Origin of the sequence: Streptomyces sp. NPDC096012 (assembly GCF_040426375.1) — a bacterium.
GTDB lineage: Bacteria > Actinomycetota > Actinomycetes > Streptomycetales > Streptomycetaceae > Streptomyces.
In genome coordinates this window covers 1-21,379 of record NZ_JBEOTD010000050.1, presented here as the reverse complement: position 1 = coordinate 21,379, position 21,379 = coordinate 1, and the positions used below count along the sequence as shown (strand labels likewise).

General features: G+C 73.5%; 16 protein-coding genes. 4 read left to right on the top strand and 12 right to left on the bottom strand.

Annotated elements, in window-relative coordinates; all coding sequences use genetic code 11:
- Positions 1–67 precede the first annotated feature (67 nt).
- Complete coding sequence (locus tag ABVB68_RS32750) at positions 68–1,324, bottom strand: alginate lyase family protein (RefSeq protein WP_353604818.1); 1,257 nt, start codon at positions 1,322–1,324, stop codon at positions 68–70.
- A 140-nt stretch (positions 1,325–1,464) separates the two neighbouring features.
- Here ABVB68_RS32750 and ABVB68_RS32745 point away from each other — a divergent pair, with 140 nt between their 5' ends.
- From ABVB68_RS32745 to ABVB68_RS32735, 3 genes are all read left to right on the top strand, one after another.
- Positions 1,465–2,865 carry a uracil-xanthine permease family protein gene (locus ABVB68_RS32745; protein WP_353604817.1) on the top strand — a complete coding sequence of 467 codons (1,401 nt, stop codon included), beginning with the start codon at positions 1,465–1,467 and terminating at the stop codon, positions 2,863–2,865.
- Between the two features lie 200 nt (positions 2,866–3,065).
- Complete coding sequence (locus ABVB68_RS32740) at positions 3,066–3,752, top strand: DUF5995 family protein (RefSeq protein WP_353604816.1); 687 nt, start codon at positions 3,066–3,068, stop codon at positions 3,750–3,752.
- 95 nt (positions 3,753–3,847) lie between these two features.
- Positions 3,848–4,777, top strand: a complete 930-nt coding sequence (locus tag ABVB68_RS32735) for a TIGR03619 family F420-dependent LLM class oxidoreductase (RefSeq protein WP_353604815.1) — start codon at positions 3,848–3,850, stop codon at positions 4,775–4,777.
- A gap of 34 nt (positions 4,778–4,811) precedes the next feature.
- Here the strand turns inward: ABVB68_RS32735 and ABVB68_RS32730 are convergent, their stop codons facing one another.
- From ABVB68_RS32730 to fmt, 10 genes are all read right to left on the bottom strand, one after another.
- Positions 4,812–6,509 carry a flavin monoamine oxidase family protein gene (locus ABVB68_RS32730; protein ID WP_353604814.1) on the bottom strand — a complete coding sequence of 566 codons (1,698 nt, stop codon included), beginning with the start codon at positions 6,507–6,509 and terminating at the stop codon, positions 4,812–4,814.
- Positions 6,510–6,560: 51 nt separating this feature from the next.
- A complete protein-coding gene (locus ABVB68_RS32725; RefSeq protein ID WP_353604813.1) occupies positions 6,561–7,349 on the bottom strand; it encodes a carbon-nitrogen hydrolase family protein in 789 nt (262 codons plus the stop codon).
- 858 nt (positions 7,350–8,207) lie between these two features.
- Positions 8,208–8,660: an Lrp/AsnC family transcriptional regulator gene (locus ABVB68_RS32720; RefSeq protein ID WP_073899367.1), complete on the bottom strand. Its 453-nt coding sequence runs from the start codon at positions 8,658–8,660 to the stop codon at positions 8,208–8,210.
- Positions 8,661–8,687: 27 nt separating this feature from the next.
- The gene (locus ABVB68_RS32715; RefSeq protein WP_353604812.1) at positions 8,688–10,178 is read right to left on the bottom strand and encodes an amino acid permease; all 1,491 of its coding nucleotides are present in this window, start codon (positions 10,176–10,178) and stop codon (positions 8,688–8,690) included.
- A gap of 725 nt (positions 10,179–10,903) precedes the next feature.
- Entirely contained in the window at positions 10,904–12,346 is a 1,443-nt protein-coding gene (locus ABVB68_RS32710; protein WP_353604811.1) for a GuaB1 family IMP dehydrogenase-related protein, read from the bottom strand.
- 132 nt (positions 12,347–12,478) lie between these two features.
- Positions 12,479–12,808 carry a barstar family protein gene (locus ABVB68_RS32705; RefSeq protein WP_353604810.1) on the bottom strand — a complete coding sequence of 110 codons (330 nt, stop codon included), beginning with the start codon at positions 12,806–12,808 and terminating at the stop codon, positions 12,479–12,481.
- Positions 12,809–12,955: 147 nt separating this feature from the next.
- Positions 12,956–13,999 (bottom strand): sugar-binding transcriptional regulator, encoded by a 1,044-nt coding sequence (locus ABVB68_RS32700; RefSeq protein WP_353604809.1) that lies wholly within the window; start codon positions 13,997–13,999, stop codon positions 12,956–12,958.
- Between the two features lie 90 nt (positions 14,000–14,089).
- Positions 14,090–14,776, bottom strand: a complete 687-nt coding sequence (gene rpe / locus ABVB68_RS32695) for a ribulose-phosphate 3-epimerase (protein ID WP_353604808.1) — start codon at positions 14,774–14,776, stop codon at positions 14,090–14,092.
- A gap of 154 nt (positions 14,777–14,930) precedes the next feature.
- Entirely contained in the window at positions 14,931–16,349 is a 1,419-nt protein-coding gene (locus ABVB68_RS32690; RefSeq protein ID WP_353604807.1) for an RsmB/NOP family class I SAM-dependent RNA methyltransferase, read from the bottom strand.
- Positions 16,350–16,429: 80 nt separating this feature from the next.
- Positions 16,430–17,362 (bottom strand): methionyl-tRNA formyltransferase, encoded by a 933-nt coding sequence (gene fmt, locus ABVB68_RS32685; RefSeq protein ID WP_353604806.1) that lies wholly within the window; start codon positions 17,360–17,362, stop codon positions 16,430–16,432.
- A 433-nt stretch (positions 17,363–17,795) separates the two neighbouring features.
- Here fmt and ABVB68_RS32680 point away from each other — a divergent pair, with 433 nt between their 5' ends.
- Positions 17,796–18,347 (top strand): hypothetical protein, encoded by a 552-nt coding sequence (locus tag ABVB68_RS32680; protein ID WP_353604805.1) that lies wholly within the window; start codon positions 17,796–17,798, stop codon positions 18,345–18,347.
- Between the two features lie 270 nt (positions 18,348–18,617).
- On the opposite strand, the gene ABVB68_RS32675 is transcribed toward ABVB68_RS32680, so the two are convergent.
- Complete coding sequence (locus ABVB68_RS32675) at positions 18,618–20,765, bottom strand: primosomal protein N' (RefSeq protein WP_353604804.1); 2,148 nt, start codon at positions 20,763–20,765, stop codon at positions 18,618–18,620.
- Between the last annotated feature and the right edge of the window lie 614 nt (positions 20,766–21,379).

Sequence of the window (21,379 nt, the reverse complement as noted above, 5' to 3'; positions counted from 1 at the left end):
ACCGCTCAGGACCCCCTGCCGAGAGGGCCGCCGGCCGGTGACGCGCCCCGCCGGCGGAACTGGCCGGTCAGCCCGCTATCGAGTCCAGTTGCTCGGCGGCGGGGCGCAGCGCCCACAGGTCTCCGCCGGGCGGCGCCTCGAGCATCGGCACGGCCCGCTCGGCCGCCGCGTCCCCGGCGTCCGCCGCCGCGTGCACGACGTCGCTCGCCGCATAGCGGTGGAACTCCAGCTCGGGGTGCGGCCAGGCGGCGGCGCCGGTCGCGGCCGGCAGCAGGAGGTCGACCGCCTTCCGCACGCTCTGCCCGTCCGGGCCCCGGTAGCTCCAGAGGTCCACCCCCAGGTGCCGGCCGATGGCCGCGAGCCGGGTGTAGGCGACCAGGTCGAAGGTCGAGTAGTGCCAGCTGCGGGTGCGGGCCAGCTCCTGCGGCTGGCTCCCGTCGGCCGCGATCTGCGGGTCGATCCGCTTCGCCCGCGCGTCGAGCACGGTCCGCCGGGCCAGGGCCGTGTCACCGGTGGCGTAGGCGAGGGCGGCCAGCTGCATGTCGTAGAAGGTGCCGTGGTTGTTGGCCGCGGCGCCCTCCTGCCCACCGAAGTCGCTGTTCTTCAGCCAGCCCAGGAAGTCGGAGTTCCACTTGCCCATCGCGGTCCGGTCCTTCGCGCTCCAGCCGGGCGCGCCGGTGGCGAGGAGGGCCTGGGCGTCGAGGACGCAGGTGTACGACTGGGAGAAGTCGATGATGCCGATGGCCCGGCCGTCGTACTTGCAGGGGATGAACTGGGCGTGGTCCAGATTCGGGTTCATCCGGGTGGCGGGGTCCAGGAACCAGGTGCGCAGGATCTGCCCGGCCTTCTCGGCGTAGGTCCGCTCGCCCGTGTAGTACCAGGCGAGCGAGAGGTCGTACACGGAGTCGAAGACCTTCTCGGCGTCCTGCCGGTCCGTCCCGCTGTCGACCTCCGGATTGCGCCGGCCGTCGCGCTGGACGTACGGGCAGCCCCAGGGGTTGTCGGCGGTGGGGGCGGTCGTGGGCCACCAGTAGGGGGCCTGGCTCAGATAGTCGTGGACGTCGCCGCCCGGGGCGGGCCTGGGCTTGTCGACGACCGTCCAGGGGCCTTGGCCCAGCCAGTCGTCCGCGCGGGCCGTCAGGTCCCGCAGGGCGCGCCGCAGCCCGGGGTCGTGGTGGAGGCGGGCCCGGGTCCGCTGGAGACGGACGCCGTCGAGGACGGCGGTCCGCGGGACCTCGGACGCCGCGTGGGCGCAGGGCACGAGCAGGGCGCCGAAGGTCACCACCGCGGTGAGGAGCACGGCCGCACGGGGTCTCGCACGCATCGGGCACTCTCCGATCTGCGAACCAGCGAATCACGTATCTGAACGAGGTTCACAAGCAGGACCGTGTGAGCGTAGAGCCGCCAAGTACCCCTGACAATGGTTCGGACCGTCTTCACGTACCTAAGAAAGCGAAAACCACCATGGACCTCGGCGTGCGCTGGAAACTGCACGGTGACGGGCGCACGCCCGCACCCGGAGCAGTGGTACGCCCCGACGAACGGCTCACCTGGCCCCGCACGGTGGGCCTCGGCGCCCAGCACGTGGTCGCGATGTTCGGCGCCTCCTTCGTCGCACCCGTACTCATGGGCCTGGACCCGAACCTGGCGATCATGATGTCGGGCGTGGCGACCGTGATCTTCCTGCTCGCCACCCGCGGCCGGGTGCCCAGCTACCTCGGCTGCTCCCTGTCGTTCGTGGGCGTGGCCGCCGTCATCCGGGCGCAGGGCGGCACGAGCGCCACCGTGACCGGCGCGGTCCTGGTCGTCGGCGCCGTGCTGTTCCTGATCGGCCTCGCCGTGCAGCGCTTCGGCGCGCGGATCATCCATGCCGCGATGCCGCCGATCGTCACCGGCGCGGTGGTCATGCTGATCGGCTTCAACCTCGCCCCGGTGACCGCGTCCACCTACTGGCCGCAGGACCAGTGGACGGCCCTGCTGGTCATGCTGTTCACGGGCCTGGCCGTGGTCTGCCTGCGCGGCTTCTGGTCCCGCATCGCGATCTTCCTGGGCCTGGTGTTCGGGTACGGCGTCTCCTGGGCCTTCGACCGGCTCTTCGGCAAGATCCACTCGATGGGCCCGGGCGGCAAGGTCACCGACCACTGGCGCCTGGACCTCTCGGGCGTGTCCAAGGCCGACTGGATCGGCCTGCCCTCCTTCCACGGGCCGACCTTCCAGTGGTCGGCGGTCCTGGTCGCGCTGCCCGTCGTCATCGCGCTGGTCGCGGAGAACGCGGGGCACGTCAAGGCGGTCGGTGAGATGACCGGCGACTCGCTGGACGACAAGCTCGGTACGGCGATCTCGGCGGACGGCGTCGCCTCCATGCTGTCGACCGCGGTGGGCGGCCCGCCGAACACCACCTACTCCGAGAACATCGGCGTGATGGCCGCGACCCGCGTCTACTCCACCGCCGCCTACTGGGCCGCCGCCGGCTTCGCCCTGCTGTTCGGCGTCTGCCCGAAGTTCGGCGCCGTCGTGGCCGCGATCCCGGGCGGTGTGCTGGGCGGCATCACGGTGATCCTCTACGGCATGATCGGCCTGCTCGGCGCCCAGATCTGGCTCAACGCCAAGGTCGACCTGCGCAACCCGCTGAACCTGGTGCCGGCCGCCGCGGGCATCATCATCGGCGTCGGCAACGTCAGCATGAAGTTCACCGACAACTTCTCGCTCAGCGGTATCGCCCTGGGCACCGTGGTCGTCATCACCGGCTACCACGCGCTGCGCGCCTTCGCCCCGCCCCACCTGAAGAAGCAGGAGCCCCTGCTGGACGAGGGCACGTCCAGCTACGGCGAGGAGGCTCCGCAGACTCCGCGCACCGAGCAGTAGGCGCATACGGCACCCAAGGGCCCGGTGCCGCCTCGCCACCGTCCGACGCTCCCCCGCACGGGCCCGCGCCGCGCTGCGGCCGTCCGACGCTCCCCCGCACGGGCCCGCGTCGCCTCGCGGGCCGTCCGACGTTCCCCCGTTCCGGCGAAGCGCCGGGCCGGTCGGCGCGCCTGCCGGTCCGGGGCTGGGACGCTTCCCTCATGGCGCGGTCGGAACACCTCACCACTCCCGTCGACGCGGTCGTCTCCCGGATGCGCGCGCTCGACGCGGCCCTTCCCGAACGGGACGGGGTCGCCGTGTTCAACCGCGTCTACCTCGCCGTCACCGAGGAGGTCGACCGGTGCCTGGACGGCGGGGGGTTCGCCGACCCGCGGGCGGCGATCGCGCTGGACGTGCGGTTCGCCGAGCGCTATCTGGCGGCGGTCGACACGGCGGCCGCCGACCGCCGTCCCCCCGCCTGCTGGCGGCCGCTGTTCCAGCTGCGCCGCCATCCCGGCGTACGGCCACTGCAGTTCGCGCTGGCCGGCATCAACGCCCACATCGGACACGACCTGGCGCTCGCCGTGGTGGACACCTGCCGTGCCCTCGGCTGCGAACCGGCCGAGCTGGAGGACGAGTTCGACCGGGTCGGCGACCTCCTCACCGCCCTGGAGGAGCGCATCCGCGACGATCTGATGCCGGGCCCCGACCTGCTGCAGATCGCCGATCCGCTCACCCATCTGCTGGGCTCGTGGAGTCTGGAGCGGGCCCGGGACGCGACCTGGTCGGCGGCCCGCGCCCTGTGGACGCTGCGCCGCTTCGAGGACGTCGCCGAGGAGTTCACCGAGCGTCTGGACGCGGCGGTGGGCTTCGCCGGCCGGATGCTGCTGACTCCCCTGACCGACTGAGGTGGCCTGTTCTCGTCGCCGTGGGCCGCCCGAGGAACCACCCGCCGTCGGCGGCACGTTGACGCCGCGGTATCCGATTGCAGAGGAGCAGTGGTATGGCGACCAGGCTCGGTCTCGGTCTTCCCCAGATGCAGCAGTACGCACTCGGCAAGGACGTGCCGGACGTGGCACGCGCGGCCGAGCGGATCGGCTACGAAAGCCTGTGGGTCTTCGAACGGGCCCTGTTCGCGGAGCCCGCCACCCAGGGCCTGTACGGCATCGAGGGCATGGCCTGGCCCGACGAGTACCGCACCACGGCGGACCCCCTGGTCACGCTGACGCTGGCGGCGGCGGCCACGGAGCGGGCGCGCCTGGGCTCGAGTGTCCTGGTGGCGCCGTTGCACGTGCCGTTCCAGCTCGCCAAGGCCCTGGCCTCGCTGGACGCGGCGAGCGGCGGCCGGGTGATCGCCGGCTTCGGCACGGGCTGGTCCCTGGACGAGTACGCGGCCTCGGGCGTCCGGCCCTTCGAGGAGCGCGGGGCGGTGCTGGACGAGGTCATCGAGGTGTGCCGCAAGGTGTGGGGTCCGGATCCGGTCGTCCACGACGGGCCGCTCTCCAGGATCGCCTCCGCGGTCGTCGGGCCCAAGCCCGCCCGGCCGATCCCGATCATGCTCGCCGCGGGCAACAGGCGGGCCTGGCGGCGGCTCGTGGACCACGCCGACGGCTGGCTGCCGGTGAACACGGGAAAGCCGGAGGTGGTCGCCGACGAGTGGCGCCGGCTGCGGGAACTGGCGGAGGAGCGGGGCCGCACGGAGCCCATCCGGACGGTGCTGCGGGTGAACAGCTACCGGCTGCCGAGGGCGCAGGAGGACACCGGCCGGCTCCACAAGGCGACGGTCGAGGAGACCGTCGACGACCTGATCGCGCACGCGCAGCTCGGTTTCGAGGAGATCATGGTCGACGTCCAGGGCCTGGCGCGGGACGCGGAGGAGCTGAAGGACATCGCGGCCGAGGTGTACGAGAAGGCGCGGGCGGCCGGAGTCTGAGTCCGGCCGCCCGCGCCTTGGTCCCCGCTCCCGGTCAGTCCTCGGGAAGTTCCACCGGCGCGATCTCGTCGTAGAGGTCGCCCGGGCCCGGGTTGGTCGCGTCGGTCCGGCCACCGAAGTGGTGCATGACGCCCCAGACCGCGTTCAGCGCGGTCTGGACGGCGCCCTCGGCCCAGCCGGCCGTCCAGGAGATGTCGTCGCCGGCGAGGAAGATGCCCCGCTTGTCCTCCGGCAGCCGGTCCTGCATGAAGTGCGTGAACAGGCGGCGCTGGTAGCGGTAGTGGCCCGGGAGGTTGGCCTTGAACGCGCCCATGAAGTAGGGCTCGTTCTCCCACGAGACGGTGACCGGGTTGCCGATGACGTGCTTGCGGATGTCGACCTTCGGATAGATCTCGCCGAGCGACTTCAGCATGACCTCCATCCGCTCGTTCGCGGACAGCGGCAGCCACTTCAGGCTGTCGTCGCACCAGGTGTAGGAGAGGCAGATCACGGCCGGCTTGTCCGGGCCGTCGTCCAGCAGATAGGTGCCGCGGGTCATGCGGTCGGTGAGCGTCATCGACATGACGTCCCGCCCGGTCTCCTCGTCCTTGTCGAGCCAGAAGGGCCGGTCCACCGGAACGAAGAGCTTGGAGCTCTCCATGTAGTGGGTGCGCTCGATCGCGGTCCAGTGGTCGATCGGGAAGAGCGAGTCGTCACAGGCGATCTTGGACAGCAGCATCCAGGACTGGGCGGTGAAGATCGCCGCCTGGTAGGTGCGGATGTCACCGTTCGCGTCGGTCACGGTGATCTGGTTGCCCGCGGTGCGGTGCAGCCGGGTCACGGCCGGGCGCGGCTCGCCGTCGAGGTGCAGGGACTTCAGCGAGGTGCCGTACGGCCAGTGGACGATCTTCTCCGGCTCGCGCTCCCACAGGCGCAGCGGCAGCTGCTGGGAGCCGCCGACGATGCCGCGGTGGTGGTCGTCGGCCTCGGTGTAGACGACGCGGAGGATCTCCAGGATGGAGTTGGGGAAGTCGGTGTCCCAGCCGCCGGTGCCGAAGCCGACCTGGCCGAAGATCTCGCGGTGCCGGAAGGACTTGAAGGCCTCGGAGTCGCAGAGGAAGCCGTAGAAGGTCTGGTTGTCCAGCTTCTCGACCAGCTTCGCCCAGATCTCGCGGATGCGCGGCACGTCGCGCTCGCGCATGGCGCGGTTCATGTCGGCGAAGTCGGCGCCCTCTTCGAGGCACTTGTTCCAGGCGGTGGCGACGTCCCGGTACACCTGGGGCAGGTCGTCGATGGTCTCGGCGTAGTGCGACTCGCCCTTGAGGTCGACGACGGTCGAGGGGGTCGCCTCGGCCAGCGGGTTCGGGAAGGGGCTCGTCCGCAGACCGACCAGGTCGATGTAGTGCTGGAGAGCGGTGGAGGACGGCGGGAAGCGCATCGCGCCCATCTCCGCGGTCAGCGACTCGTCGCAGCCCTCGAAACCGACCGTGCGCAGCCGTCCGCCGATCTGGTCGGCCTCGTAGACGACGGGCTTGAGGCCCATCTTCATCAGCTCGTAGGCGGCCACGATGCCGGACAGGCCACCGCCGATGACCGCCACCTCGGTGCCGTGCTCGGTCGCCGGTATCTGGCCGAGGCCGGCCGGGTGGGCGAGGAAGTCGTCGTAGGCGTAGGGGAAGTCCGGGCCGAACATGGTGATCGGCGGCTGCTGCTCGTCGGCGTGCTCGACGGCGTTGGGCACCGTGGACGTCATGGGGTACGGACTCCTTGCGCGGGGGTGACTCGGGGGAAGGCTCGGGGGGGATCAGACCAGGGGCCCGTACAGAGCGGGGCGGCGGTCCTTCAGGTACGGGTTGGCCTCGCGGGAGGCGGCCAGGAAGGCGGGGTCGGCGTCGGCGAGCACCAGTTGCTCGGCGCGGCCGGCACGGGTGCGGGCGACGCCGTCGGGGCCGGCGAGCGTGGAGAGGCCGATGAACTCGAACTCCCCCTCCTGGCCGACCCGGTTGACGTAGGCGACGTACATCTGGTTCTCGAAGGCCCGCACCGGGATCATCGACTCGGCGACGAACTGGAAGGGGTGCATCTGCGCGGTCGGGACGACGAGGAGGTCGGTGCCGGCCAGGGCGTGGGCGCGGACGTTCTCCGGGAACTCCACGTCGTAGCAGATCATCAGGCCCACGGTGAGGCCGTTCAGCTCGGCCTGGACGACCGGCCCCTCACCCGGCGTGAAGTGCTCGCGCTCGAAGCAGCCGAAGAGGTGGGTCTTGCGGTAGTTCGCGAGCCGGGAGCCGTCGGCCGAGACCAGCTGGGCGGAGTTGTAGACGGTCTCGCCGTCCCGCTCCGGGTAGCCGTAGGCGATGGCGATGCCGTGGCGGGTGGCGGTCTCGGCGATCGCGTCGGCGGAGTCGCCGTCGGCGGGCTCGGCCAGGCGGCCGATGCCGTCACCGATCGCGTAGCCGGTCAGGAACATCTCCGGGGCGGCCAGCAGCGCGGCGCCCGCGGCGGCGGCCCGGCCCGCGGCCTCGTCGAGGACCTGGAGGTTCTCGGCGACGGAGCCGGGGCGGCCGGAGCTCTGGAGCAGGGCGGTGCGCATGCGTGGTCCTCACCGGGAACGGGGAGCCTGGGGTCAGAAAGACGGTACGGTCGGCGCACTCGACCGGACAAGAAGGAGCCGTTGCGCGCCGGTGGGCGAATCATTGCGTGGCACGGCCACGCCACGGCGATTCGTTGCGCGTTCCCGGGAGCGGGTCGCGGGATGCGCCGGGGACGCCCCGCGGAACGATCCGGCGGCCCGCTCACGCCGCGGCCGCCGGCTCCCCCGTTCGGTGGCAGGCGCCGGTGCGGCAGGAGCGCCCCCGAAGCGGCCCCGCGGCGCCGGCGAGCCGCACCCCCGCCGGCTCCCCGTCACTGGGAAGCGCGGGGCCGCCCGCGGGAGCGGTCCCGGTGCCGCGCTCGCCGGCTGCGGTGTCCCCGGGTCACCCCTGGACAGGGCAAAGGTCGTGAGGACCGCCGCGTGGCCGGAGGGCCGGTCGTCGTCCACCACGTCCGGCCAGGGGCGCGGGAACCCACGACGAACCCGCGCCCGGCAGCCCCGCAGCACGTACCCCCGAGCCCCCGAAGGGGCGCGGGGAACTGCGCGACAAACCACGACGAACCCGCACCCGACAGCCACGCAGCACGTACCCCCGAGCCCCCGAAGGGGCGCGGGGAACTGCGCGACAAACCACGACGAACCCGCACCCGACAGCCACGCAGCACGTACCCCGAGCCCCCAAAGGGGCGCGGGGAACTGCGCGACAAACCACGACGAACCCGCGCCCGACAGCCACGCAGCACGTGCCCCGAGCCCCCAAAGGGGCGCGGGCAACTGCGCGACAGACCACGACGGCCCCGCAGCCGGCAGCGGCAGCGGCGGCAGCAGCAGCGGGGTCGGTCCGGGACGGGACCGCCGCTAGCCCGGTGCCCCGGAGGAGAACCGGCGCAGCAGCGGCGACAGCACGAGCACCGACTTCGTGCGCTCCACGAACGGCTCCCCGGCGATCCGCTCCAGCACCCGCTCGAAGTGGCGCATGTCGGAGGCGAAGACCTGGGCGATGGCGTCCGCGTCGCCGGTGACGGTCGACGCGGCCACGACCTCCTGGTAGCGCTCCAGACCCCGCTGGATGGTCTCCGGCGAGGTGTTGCGCCGGCAGTGGATCTCGATGAACCCCTCGGTCTCCCAGCCGAGCGCCGCCGGGTCCACCCGGACCGTGAATCCGGTGATGGCCCCGGTGGCGCGCAGCCGGTCCACGCGCCGCTTCACCGCGGGCGCGGACAGACCGACCATCTGCCCGATGTCGGCGTAGGAGCGGCGGGCGTCCTCGGCGAGGGCGTGCACGATGCGTTCGTCGAGATCGTTCAGCACAGGGGGTCGTTCACTTCTTCGGTCCGGTCACTTCTCTTCCGCCACCGCGAGATCCCGGTCGGTCGCGAGACGGGAACGGCGATGGCCGTACACGAAGTAGAACACGAGCCCGACGGCCATCCAGACACCGAACACGGTCCAGGTCACGGTGGACAGGCTGGCCATCATCCACGCGCAGCAGAGGAAGCCCAGCGCGGGCAGCACCCAGGCCAGCGGGACGCGGAAGGTGCGCTTCATCTCCGGACGGGTCCGGCGCAGCACCACCACGGCCACGTTGACCAGAGCGAAGGCGAACAGCGTGCCGATGCTGGTGGCGTCGGCCAGCTGGCCCAGCGGGACGGCGGCGGCGAGGACACCGCAGAACAGGGACACGATGACCGTGTTGGCGCGCGGCGCGCCGCTCTTCGCGTGGACCTTGGCGAAGACCTTGGGCACCAGTCCGTCGCGGGACATCGCGAAGAGGATGCGGGTCTGGCCGTAGAGCACGGTCAGCACGACGCTGGCGATGGCGATGACGGCGCAGAAGGCCAGCAGGGTGCCCCAGAAGCTCTGCCCGGTGACGTCCGTCATGATCTGGGCGAGGGCGGCCTCGGAGTTGTCGAAGGTCCGCCACGGCCTGGCACCGACCGCCACGGCGGCCACCAGCACGTACAGGGCCGTCACGATGACCAGGGACAGCATGATGGCGCGCGGCAGGTCGCGCTGGGCGTTCGTCGCCTCCTCACCGGCGGTCGAGGCGGCGTCGAAGCCGATGTAGGAGAAGAACAGCGTGGCGGCGGCCGCGCTGACGCCGTCCATGCCGAGCGGCATGAAGTGCGCGTAGTTGCCGGACCTGAAGCCCATGAAGCCGATGGCGCAGAACAGCACGAGCGCGGCGATCTTCACACACACCATGACGGTGTTGGCCCGCGCGGACTCCTTGGCGCCGCCGAGCAGGAACACCATGGCGAGGAGCACGACGATCAGGGCGGGCAGGTTGAACACGCCGCCGTCGACGCCGGGCGGGTTGGCCAGGGCGGCCGGGAGGGTCACGCCGATGGTGCCGTCGAGCAGCTCGTTCAGGTACTGGCCCCAGCCGACGGCCACGGCGGCGACCGAGACGCCGTACTCCAGCAGCAGGCACCAGCCGCAGACCCAGGCGATCAGCTCGCCCATCGTCGCGTACGCGTACGAGTACGAGGAGCCGGAGACCGGGATGGTGCCGGCCAGCTCGGCGTAGGACAGGGCCGAGAACAGCGCGGTGAGACCGGCGATCACGAAGGAGACGGTGACGGCCGGGCCCGCCTTGGGCACGGCCTCGCCGAGGACGACGAAGATACCGGTGCCGAGCGTGGCGCCGATGCTGATCATGGTGAGCTGCCACAGTCCGAGGGAGCGCCGCAGCTGCCCTCCCTCGCCCTGCCCCACCTCCGAGACCAGGCGTTCCACGGGCTTGCGGCGCATGAGGCGCGCGGCGAGGCCCGGGGACGCGGGGGCGGCCGTGGTGGGGTGGGGCGGGGGTGCGCCTTGGTCGAGCACGCGCTGGCTCCTTATCGCTGCCGGTCGGTGGGCGGGGACAGGCCGCGGCCCTGCGACGGCAGGGACCGACCGAGCGGGCCCCGCCTCGCCACGTACAGCTGAGCACCCTATGAGGCGGAGCTTCGCGGGCGTAATGCAGCAACCTTGCGCGTCCCCGGATGATCATTGCGTACATCGGGCCGGTGTGACGGTTCGTTGCAGGCGGGCTGCCGAGCGTTGCACCGCTCCCCCACAGGTCCCTGCGACCACAGGCCGGCGTCTCCGGCACTCTCCTCGCCAGGGTGCGCACACCGTCCGCGAACGCCGCTTCGGTAGGGATGTACCTGGTCCCGAACGTGCGCCGAGATGCTCACGCTCGCGCCCGGCCGGTGACGGCCGCGCAGGACGACATCGGCGACCCGGCATGCGGGCACGGCCGCGCAGGACGACATCGGCCGCCCGGCATGCGGGCACGGCCGCGCAGGACGACATCGGCCGCCCAGCATGCGGGCACGGCCGCGCAGGACGACATCGGCCGCCCAGCATGCGGGCACGGCCGCGCACGGCGACATCGCCGGCCCCGCATGCGGGCACGGCCGCGCACGGCGACATCGGCGACCCGGCATGCGGTGACGGCCGCCCGGCGGTGACGGCCGCTGAGCCGACGGTAGGCGCCCGAAGACGCCGACGGCCTCCGTTCTCCCCGGCGCGGGGTGAACGGAGGCCGAACGGGCGGGAGGCGACGGTCAGCTCCAGCTGGCGTGCAGCGGCTTGCCCTCGGCGTAGCCGGCGGCGCTCTGGATGCCGACGATGGCCTTCTCGGCGAACTCCTCCAGGGAACCGGCACCGGCGTAGGTGCAGGAGGAGCGGACGCCCGCGATGATCGAGTCGATCAGGTCCTCGACGCCAGGGCGGGCCGGGTCGAGGAACATGCGCGAGGTGGAGATGCCCTCCTCGAACAGCGCCTTGCGGGCGCGGTCGTACGCCGACTCGTCCGAGGTGCGGTTGGCGACGGCACGCGCGGAGGCCATGCCGAACGACTCCTTGTACTCCCGGCCGTCCGCGTCCTGCTGGAGGTCGCCCGGCGACTCGTAGGTGCCCGCGAACCAGGAGCCGACCATCACGTTGGCCGCGCCGGCGGCGAGCGCCATGGCCACGTCGCGCGGGTGACGGACGCCGCCGTCGGCCCACACGTGCTTGCCGTACTTCTTCGCCTCGGCGGCGCACTCCAGGACCGCGGAGAACTGCGGCCGGCCCACGCCGGTCATCATGCGGGTGGTGCACATGGCGCCGGGGCCCACACCGACCTTGACGACGTCCGCACCCGCGTCGATCAGGTCCTTGACGCCCTCGGCGGAGACGATGTTGCCCGCGACGATCGGCACCTGCGGGTCGAGGCCGCGCACCAGCTTGACGGCGCTGATCATCGACTCCTGGTGGCCGTGCGCGGTGTCGATGACGAGCGTGTCCACGCCCGCGTCGAGCAGCTGCTTGGCCTTGCCCGCGACATCGCCGTTGATGCCGACGGCCGCGGCGATGCGCAGCCTGCCCTGCGCGTCGACGGCCGGGGTGTACAGCGTGGCGCGCAGGGCGCCCTTGCGGGTGAGGATGCCGGCGAGCCTGCCGTCGGCGTCCACGGCCGGGGCGTAGCGGCGGTTGGCCGCGTCCAGGCGGTTGAAGGCCTCGCGCGGGTCGATGTCCGCGTCGAGGAGCAGCAGGTCCCTGGACATGACCACTTCGAGCTGGGTGAAGCGGTCGACGCCGGTCAGGTCCGCGTCGGTGACGACACCGACGGGCCGCTGGTCCTCGTCCACGACCACACCGGCGTTGTGCGCCCGCTTGGGCAGCAGCGCCAGGGCGTCGGCGACGGTCTGGTGCGGGGCCAGCACGATCGGGGTGTCCAGCACCAGGTGCCGGCTCTTCACCCAGGAGACGACGTCGGTGACGACGTCGATCGGGATGTCCTGCGGGATGACCACGAGGCCGCCGCGGCGGGCGACCGTCTCGGCCATGCGGCGGCCGGCGATGGCGGTCATGTTGGCGACGACGAGCGGGATGGTGGTGCCCGTGCCGTCCGGCGAGCTGAGGTCCACGCCCTGACGCGAGCCCACCGCGGAGCGGCTCGGCACCATGAACACGTCGTCGTACGTCAGGTCGTACGCGGGCTGGATGTCATTGAGGAAACGCACGTGCTGCACATCCCAGTCGATCAGAGGTGACCCCCGGACAGGTGTGCCAGGGGGAAAGAGCACGTACTTCATTCTCCCATGTCGTGACCGGTGTACCGCCCCGACGGAACATCCAGGGTCCGCTCCGATCACCTAGGAGGATCCTCCAAGGGCCAGGACGACGGCGAGGGCGGCGGTGCGGTCCACCGCCTCGCCGAGCACGTCCTGGGCGGTCCGCCACTCGCCCGGGCGCGCCTCGGCGTACGGCTGCCACCCGCGCACGACGATCAGCAGCCCCCGTTCGACGGCTCCCGCGGGCCAGACCGTGTGGTCGGACAGGGAATCGGCCAGCGCGTCCCAGTTCCGGCCGAACCAGTCGGGCAGCGCCAGCGCCCGGGCGACGCGGTCCATCAGGCCGGCCTTGTCCCTGACCCCGTCCAGGTCCAGCACGACCGTGCAGCGGCCCGCCAGGTCTTCGCTCATCTCAGCACCGTCCGGGACGACTCGTAGTGATCATCGGCCCCGCCGAGGCCGCGACCCGCGCCGGACGCGTCCTCCGGCGGTGCCGCGGCCCGCCGGACGAACCCGTGGGCCGGCCGTGGGACGCCGTCCGGATCCGCCGGCGAACCGTCAGACGCCGTCCGGGTCCGCGCGGCTGAGCGCGGGCTTCGGCGTCGGCCCCGCCGTCATCAGGTAGTCCGCGGCGGACGTGTCGGTCACCAGGCTGGTGACCAGCCCCGAGCGCAGCACCGCGTCGATGGCGGGCGCCTTGCGCTGTCCGCCGGCGATCGCCACGACCTCCGGGATACGGCGCAACTGGTCGGTCTTCACCGTGATGCACCGCTCGCCCAGGTCCCGCCCGATCCGGCGCCCGTCGGCGTCGAAGAGGTGCGCGGACATCTCGGCGGCGACACCGAGGGAGGCGTAGTGCGCGCGCTCCTCGTCGCTGAGCATGTCGTGCACGGTGGAGATGCCCGGCTCCCAGGAGCCGATGGAGACGCAGGCCACCGTGACCTTGTCGAAGTACTCGAAGGCCCGGGCGATCCCCGTCTGGTTGCGCAGCGCCGCCGCGGTGGCCGCGTCCGGCAGCAGCATCGGTGCGTAGATGGGGTGTGCGTCGCCGCCCGACACCTGGGCGGCGCGGCGCACCGCCTCCACGGAACCGCGCTCGGCGGTTCCGGCGTCGTACACGCCGGTCAGCTGCACCACCGTGCACGGCGGCAGCCGGTCGAGCGCCGCCGCCATGTGAATGGTGGACCGGCCCCAGGCCAGCCCGAGGACGTCCCCCTCGTTGACGAGTTCACCGAGCAGGTCGGCGGCGACCTCGCCGAGGTTCTCGGGGTCGGGGGTCTCCTCCGCCTCGGCCGGGGATTCGACCACGACGGCGTGCCTGAGGCCGTAGCGGGCGCGGAGCGCGTCGGAGCGCTCTGCGTCCAGCTCGGCCGGCACACGGATCTCGATGCGCACGAGATCCCGTTCGAGGGCCGTCTCCAGGACCCGGGCCACCTTGAAGCGGCTGACGCCGAACTCCTCGGCGATCTGGATCTTGGACTTGCCCTCGAGGTAGAAGCGGCGGGCCATGGCCGCCGCCTGGACCAGCTCAGCGGGTCCCATCCGCATGGCTGACCGGCCCGCCGACATACCCGACACGGCGATCTCCTCACTGCTGTTCACACTCTGGATTCGCCGTTCATCCTTGCAGATCCGGCGCAACTGATCCGCCCTGATGGGCGCCGTTCACTTAACCGTTCATTTACCTGTGGCTCAGTGGCCGCATGCCCACGACGCCCTGGCCGCGGCCGTCTCCGCCTGGCCGCGCAGGGCCCGCACCGCCTCGGCGGGGTCCTGCGCCCCGTACACCGCCGAGCCGGCGACGAACACGTCCGCGCCCGCGTCCGCGCACCGCTCGATCGTCGAGGCCGAGACACCGCCGTCGACCTGCAGCCAGAGCTGGAGACCGTGCTTCTTGATCAGCTCCCGGGAGCGGCGGATCTTCGGCAGCATGATGTCGAGGAAAGCCTGGCCGCCGAAGCCCGGCTCGACCGTCATGATCAGCAGCATGTCCAGTTCCGGCAGCAGGTCCTCGAACGGCTCGATCGGCGTCGCCGGCTTGAGCGCCATCGAGGCGCGGGCACCCTTGGCGCGGATCTCCCGGGCGAGCCGCACGGGGGCGGCGGCGGCCTCCACGTGGAAGGTGACGGACGAGGCGCCCGCCTCGACGTACTGGGGAGCCCAGCGGTCGGGGTCCTCGATCATGAGATGGCAGTCCAGCGGGGTGTCCGTCGCACGGGCCAGGGACTCCACGACCGGGACACCGAGCGTGAGGTTCGGGACGAAGTGGTTGTCCATCACGTCGACATGGAGCCAGTCGGCGCCCTGGACCGCCTTGGCCTCCTCCGCGAGGCGCGCGAAGTCGGCGGACAGGATGCTGGGGTTGATCTGCACGGCCATGACCCAAGCCTGCCATGTCCGGGGCACTGATGTTCGCGCCCGTCCACAGGCGAGAGCGTTCATCCTACTTGTACGACGGAATGAGGGTGCCTGTGGACGACCATGGGCGTAGCCGGCCCCGCGCCCGCGTCGCCCGGCGAGCGGACCGTGGAGGTCAGCCCGTGCGGCGGACGAGCGCCAGGTACATCGCGTCGGTGCCGTGCAGATGCGGCCACAGCTGCACGTCCGGGCCCTCGCCCAGCGCGGTGAGGCCGGGCAGCAGCGGGCGGGCGTCGATCAGCTCGGTGTCGGGGTACTGCTTGAGCACGTCGGCGACGACCGCCCGGGTCTCGGCGAGGTGCGGCGAGCAGGTGGCATAGCCGACGATCCCGCCGACCCGCACCGATTCGATCGCGGTGCGCAGCAGGGAACGCTGGAGCGGCGCGAAGTTCTCCAGGTCCTCGGGGCGCCGCCGCCAGCGGGCCTCGGGACGCCGGCGCAGGGCGCCGAGCCCGGTGCACGGCACGTCCATGAGCACGCGGTCGAACGCGCCCGGCTGCCACGGCGGCCGGGTGCCGTCGGCCGTGACGACCTGGTAGGGCCCCGGGTTCCCAACCAGCGCCCTGGCCACCAGACCGGCCCGGTGCGGCTGCTTCTCCGAGGCCAGCAGCGCGGCCCCGCGCTCGGCGGCGAGGGCGGCCAGCAGCGCGGCCTTGCCGCCGGGCCCGGCACACCCGTCGAGCCACTTCTCGTCGGCCCCCTCGAGCGGGGCGTTCGCGAGGGCGAGGGCGACCAGCTGGCTGCCCTCGTCCTGCACTCCGGCGCGCCCCTCGCGCACGGCGTCGACCGCGCCCGGCTCCCCGCCCTCGGCGAGCCGCACCGCGTACGGGGACCAGCGCCCCGGCACGGCGGACTCCTCGCGCAGCAGTTCCTCGGTGGTGGACCGGCCCGGCCGCGCGACGAGCGTCACCTCGGGCCGCTCGTTGTCGGCCGCCAGCAGGTCCTCGATACCGGCGCGCCCGCCGCCGAGGGAGTCCCAGAGCGCGGAGACGATCCAGCGGGGGTGCGAGTGCACGACGGCGAGGTGCTCCTCCGGATCCTCGTCGTAGGGCGGCGCCACCTTCTCGATCCAGCCCTGCAGATCGTCCTGGGCCACCTTGCGCAGCACGGCGTTGACGAACTTGGCCCGTCCGTCGCCGAGCACCGCCCGGGCCAGCTCGACGGAGGCCGACACGGCGGCGTGCGTCGGGATCCGGGTCCCCAGGAGCTGGTGCACGCCGAGGCTGAGCACGTCGAGCACCGGCGGATCGACCTCGCGCAGCGGCCGGTCGACGCAGGCGGCGACGACGGCGTCGTACGTGCCCTGCCGGCGCAGTGTGCCGTACACCAGCTCGGTGGCGAGAGCGGCGTCCCTGGCTCCGAAGTCCGCCTTCTCGCGCGCCTTCCTGAGCAGCGGCGGCAGCACGAGGTTGGCGTACGCGTCCCGCTCGTCGACCGCGCGCAGCGCCTCGAAGGCCAGGATGCGGACGGGATCCTTCTGGGGCCGGCGGTAGGGCTTGGCGGGCCTGCGCGGCCGCCCGGACTGCTCGCTCACGAAAAAGGTGCTCCGGATGTGAAGTAAGGGGTGCGGCCTCCAGCCTACGTCGGCGCACCCCCCGCCCCCGCCGTCCGGGCTCAGGCGCCGAGCGTCTCGCCCTCCGCGATACGGACGCCGCGCGCCCAGTCGGCCGCGCGCATCGGCCTCTTGCCCTGGGCCTGCACCCAGAGCAGTTCGACGGCGTGGGAGCCGGTGCCCACGTGCACGCTGTTCTTGCCCACCGCGAGCTGCCCCGGGGCGAGATCGGTCCGCTCGGGCACCGGCGCGACCTGGACGAGCTTGAGCCGCTCTCCGCGGAAGACGGTCCAGGCGCCCGGTGCCGGGGTGCAGCCGCGCACGACCCGGTCGACGCGCAGCGCGGGCGCCGTCCAGCGCACCTGGGCGTCCTCGACGGTGATCTTCGGCGCCGTCGTGATGCCCTCCGACGGCTGCGGCACCGCCTTCAGGGTCCCGTCCTCTATGCCGTCCATGGTGGCGGCGAGCAGGCCGGCACCGGCGAAGGCTAGCCGGGTGAGCAGGTCGCCGCTGGTGTCGGTGGGCCGGACCTCCTCGGTCACGGTGCCGTAGACGGGCCCGGAGTCCAGTCCCTCCTCGATGAGGAAGGTGGAGGCACCGGTGATCTCGTCGCCCGCCATGACGGCGTGCTGCACCGGTGCCGCGCCGCGCCAGGCGGGCAGCAGCGAGAAGTGCAGGTTGACCCAGCCGTGGGCGGGGATGTCCAGGGCCGCCCTGGGCAGCAGGGCGCCGTAGGCGACGACCGGACAGCAGTCGGGCGCGATCTGCGCGAGCCGCTCCAGGAAGGCTGGATCGCGCGGCCTGGCCGGCTTCAGCACCTCGATGCCGGCCTCCTCGGCCCGCTCGGCCACGGGCGACGCGACCAGCCTGCGCCCTCGCCCGGCCGGCGCGTCCGGCCGCGTGACGACGGCGGCCACCTCGTGCCGCCCGGAGGTGATCAGGGCGTCCAGGGCGGGAACGGCGACCTCGGGGGTACCGGCGAAGACGAGCTTCATGGGCGGGATCGGGCCTCTCGGGCGGGGGTTGGACGGGCAGCGCACCAGTCTATGACCACGGGCCGACTCGGGCGCGGAGGGAAGGGCGTCGTCCGGACGAGGGGACGGACGGGCGGGTGGCGGGGACGGACGGGCGGGTGGACGGGTGGCGGGGACGGACGGCGGGACGGGCGGGCGCAGCAGCGGCCGCCGGGGCCCCGGACCGGGGGCTCGCGTGTCCCGTTCGGCCGGGAGCGGGCGGTGGCCGGCCGGCGGAACGGAGTGGCCGCACCACGGACCGGCGCACGCCTCTTGGGCACCGGCGTACGCATATGCCTGTACGCCCCCACCCCGTGACCAGCGGAGCGCAGACGCGTTGGTCAAGAAAAAGTTGACCACATCGGGCCGCTTTCGCGGCCCAATTCCTTTCAACGCCGGTTCGAGAGGCTTGTTCATGGCCGACCACGCAACCCACGACGCCCAGGCCCGGGCCAGCCTGCACTTGCTGGTGCGGGACATCGAGCGCGTCCGCCGGCAGGTGGACGCACTGCGCACGCTCACCGCCCAGTTGGGCAATGTGTACCGACCGCGCCGCTCCGGCCCGTCCACGGGCTTCGTCGTCTACGGACGTGCCCCCGCCCCGACGGTGCGCCTCGCCCAGGAACTGCGGGACAGCGTCGAGACCCTGGTCACGGCCGCCGTGGACTTCGACCGTTCGCTGGGCTTCTCGTGGGACGCGGTGGGCTCGGCGCTCGGAGTCACCAAGCAGGCGGTCCACCGCCGTTACGGCGCCCGCCGCGCCGCCGCCCAGACGGCCCCCGAGCCGGAGCTGGCGACGGACCCGTCCGGCGGCCGCGCGATCAACGTGAACACCGGCCTGCCCACGATGCCCACGATGCCGACCGTCCCGGCCGCCCGCTCCATGCCGACCCAGCCGACGGCGGGCAGCTCTGCCTTGCGTGAAGACACCCGGCCGACGGCCTTCCCCGGTCCGCGCAACGGCTGACGAATCTGTCCTGCCCTTCCGGAGACCCCCCGTCGTCCTCCGGGAGGGCGGACGACCCGGACCTGACCCGACGGCCGCCCCGGCCCCACACCAACCGCCGTTCCCGGGGCCCGCCGTCCCCCGCCGCCGACGCACCGCCCGCAGTGCCCGCAGTGCCGCTGCCGCCGTCGTATCGTGCGCAGTGTCGCTGCCGCTGTCCGCCGCCGTCGTACCGTGCACACACCTCCGCCCGCGTCCCTCGGCGCGCGCCCGGCATCCTTCGCGCCGATGTCAGCCGATGTCCGGCGGGTCGATCCGCACCCGCACCGGCTCCCCGCTCCCCCGCGCCATGCGAGCGGCCTGGGCGGTCTTCAGGGCGGCGGCCAACGCGGCCCCGCTGCCCGGTGGTACGCGCACGAGCGCCCGCTCCCAGTCCTCGCCCGGCGGGGGCGCGCCGGGCCTGCGTGGCCGGCCGGGCAGCGTCGGCGGCACCGGGACGGGCCCGAGCACCTCCGCGTCCGGCGGCAGTTCGACCGCCGTCAGGAACTCGGCCACCGCCGCCGGCGTGCCGGTCACGGCCGCCATCCGCGACACCGGCGGGAACCCCAGCTCGGCCCGCTCCGCCAGCTCGCGCACCGCGTGCCCGACGGGGTCCCACCGCACGAGCGCCTGCACGGGCCGCAGCGTCGGCTCGGCCACCACGACCACCGTGCCGCCGTCCCCCTGCGGCCGTACGAGTGCTCCCGCCTCGATCCACCGGCGCAGCGCGTCCTCACCGGCCCGCAGGTCGGGCCGTACGAGCATGGCCCAGCCGTCCAGCAGCAGGGCCGCCGCGTAGCCGCCCTCGGCCACCGGTTCGGCCCCCGGGGTGCTCACGACCAGCGCGGGCGTGCCCGGCACGGTGTCGAGCACGTGCTCCCGTCCGGAGGTGCGCACCGGTACGGCGGGGAACGCCCGCCCCAGTTCCTCAGCGGTCCGCCGCGCGCCCACCACCTGGGCGCGGAGCCGGAAGCCGCCGCACTCCGGGCAGTGCCAGGCGTCCTCCGCTCGCCCGCACCACCCGCAGCGCAGCACGCCCCCGTCCTGCCCTTCGAGCGGCCCGGAACAGTGCCGGCATCGTGCGGGCGCCCGGCACCGGGCACAGGCCATGCGGGGTGCGTAGCCCCGCCGGGGCACCTGCACCAGCACCGGTCCGTGCCGCAGCCCCTCGCGGGCCACCTGCCAGGCGAGCGAGGGCAGACGCGCGGCGCGGGCGGCCTCGTCGCGCGCGAGGTCCTCGTCCCCCACGGTCCGCACCAGCGGCGCGGCTCGCCGCACCTGCTCCCGCCCGGCGACCAGCGGCCGGGCCCAGCCGGTCTCGACGAGCTGGGCGGCCTCCACGGTGCAGCCGAACCCGCCGAGCAGGAACGCGCACTTGTCCAGCGCGGCGCGCAGCAGCAGGACGTCCCGCGCGTGCGGCTGCGGCGCGTGCAGCTCGCTGTGGCTGTCGTCGCCGTCGTCCCAGATGGCGACCAGCCCCAGGTCCCGCACGGGAGCGAACATGGCCGCACGCGTGCCCACGACGGCCCGCACGGCTCCGCGCCGCACCGCGAGCCACTGCGCGTACCGCTTCTCGGGGCCGGCGTCGGCGGTGAGCAGGGCGTGCCGGCCCGGGCCGAGCAGTGCGGTGAGCGCGGCGTCGACCCGCGCGGCGGCCCGCCCGTCGGGTACGACGACGAGCGCGCCGCGTCCCGAGGCGAGGGCGGCGCCGACGGCGCGGGCGAGTTCCTCGCTCCACAGCGGGCCCGGTAGGGCGTTCCACACGGCCCTCGGGGACTGCTGGGAGGCGAGTGCCTCGAGGAAGGCGGCCCCGTGCTCGTACCGCGCCCAGGAGCCGGTGTCCGGGGGCGGCGGGGGCGGCAGCGGTGCGGGGGACGGCCGCTGCTCGGCGCGCGCGTTGCGCGGCGGCACGGCCAGCTGGAGGACGTCGGCGAGGCTTCCCGCATAGCGGTCGGCGACGGCCCGCGCGAGGCCGAGCAGTTCCTCGCTCAGCACCGGCTCGGGCGAGACGACCTGGGCCAGTGCGGCCAGCGGCCCGGAGTAGTCGGAGTCGGCCCGGCGCTCGACGAGGAAGCCGTCGATGAGCCCGCCGCCCTCCCGGCGCCCGTCGCGCACCCGGCCCCGCCCCGCGCCGAACCGCACCCGCACCCGCACTCCGGGCTGCGCCTGCGCGTCCAGCTCCTCGGGCACCGCGTAGTCGAAGTACCGGTCGAGGTGCAGCACGCCCTTGTCGACCAGCACCCGCGCGACGGGCAGCTCCCCGGCGAGCGCGGCTCCCCGCCAGGTCCGCGGCTTGGCGCGCGGCGCCTTCGCCTGGCGCACGCTCTCCCGGATGAGCGCGAGCTGCTCCGGCGGCGCGCCGTCGGCCCCGCCGTCCCCCGCTCCGTTCTCGCTGCTCACGCTTGCATTCTTACCAAACGGCACCGACAACGGCGCCCGCCGGCCGAGACACCGGTCCGCCCGCCCCCGAGCCACCGGTCCGCCCACCATCGACCGATCCACCCGCCGGGCCAGTGTCCGCCCAGCCGGCCGAGACACCGGTCCGCCCGCCCCCGAGCCACCGGTCCGCCCACCGGCCAAGACACCGGTCCAGCCACCCCCGAGCCACCAGCCCGCCCACCGGGCCACGTCCGCCCAGCCGACCGAGACACCGGTCCGCTCACCCCGAGCCACGGATCCGCCCGGCGGCTAAGACACCGGTCCGCCCGCCCCCCGAGCCACCAGTCCGCACGCCGACCACCGGGCTAGTCCGCCCCGCCGGCCGAGACACCGGTCCGCCCGCCGGGGCCACGTCCGCCCCGCCGGCCGAGACACCGGTCCGCCCGCCGGGGCCACGTCCGCCCCGCCGGCCGAGGCGCCGGTTCACGCACGTCGACGAAAGGCACCGGGCCGCCGCCCTCGGCCCGGTCAAGGCGCCTTTCCGCGCACGGCCCGGCCCCGGAAGCGCGCCGAGGCCCAGCCGTGCGGGGACGGGCGAGCGCCGAGGCCCGGCGCCGGGAGGCGCGAGCGCGCCG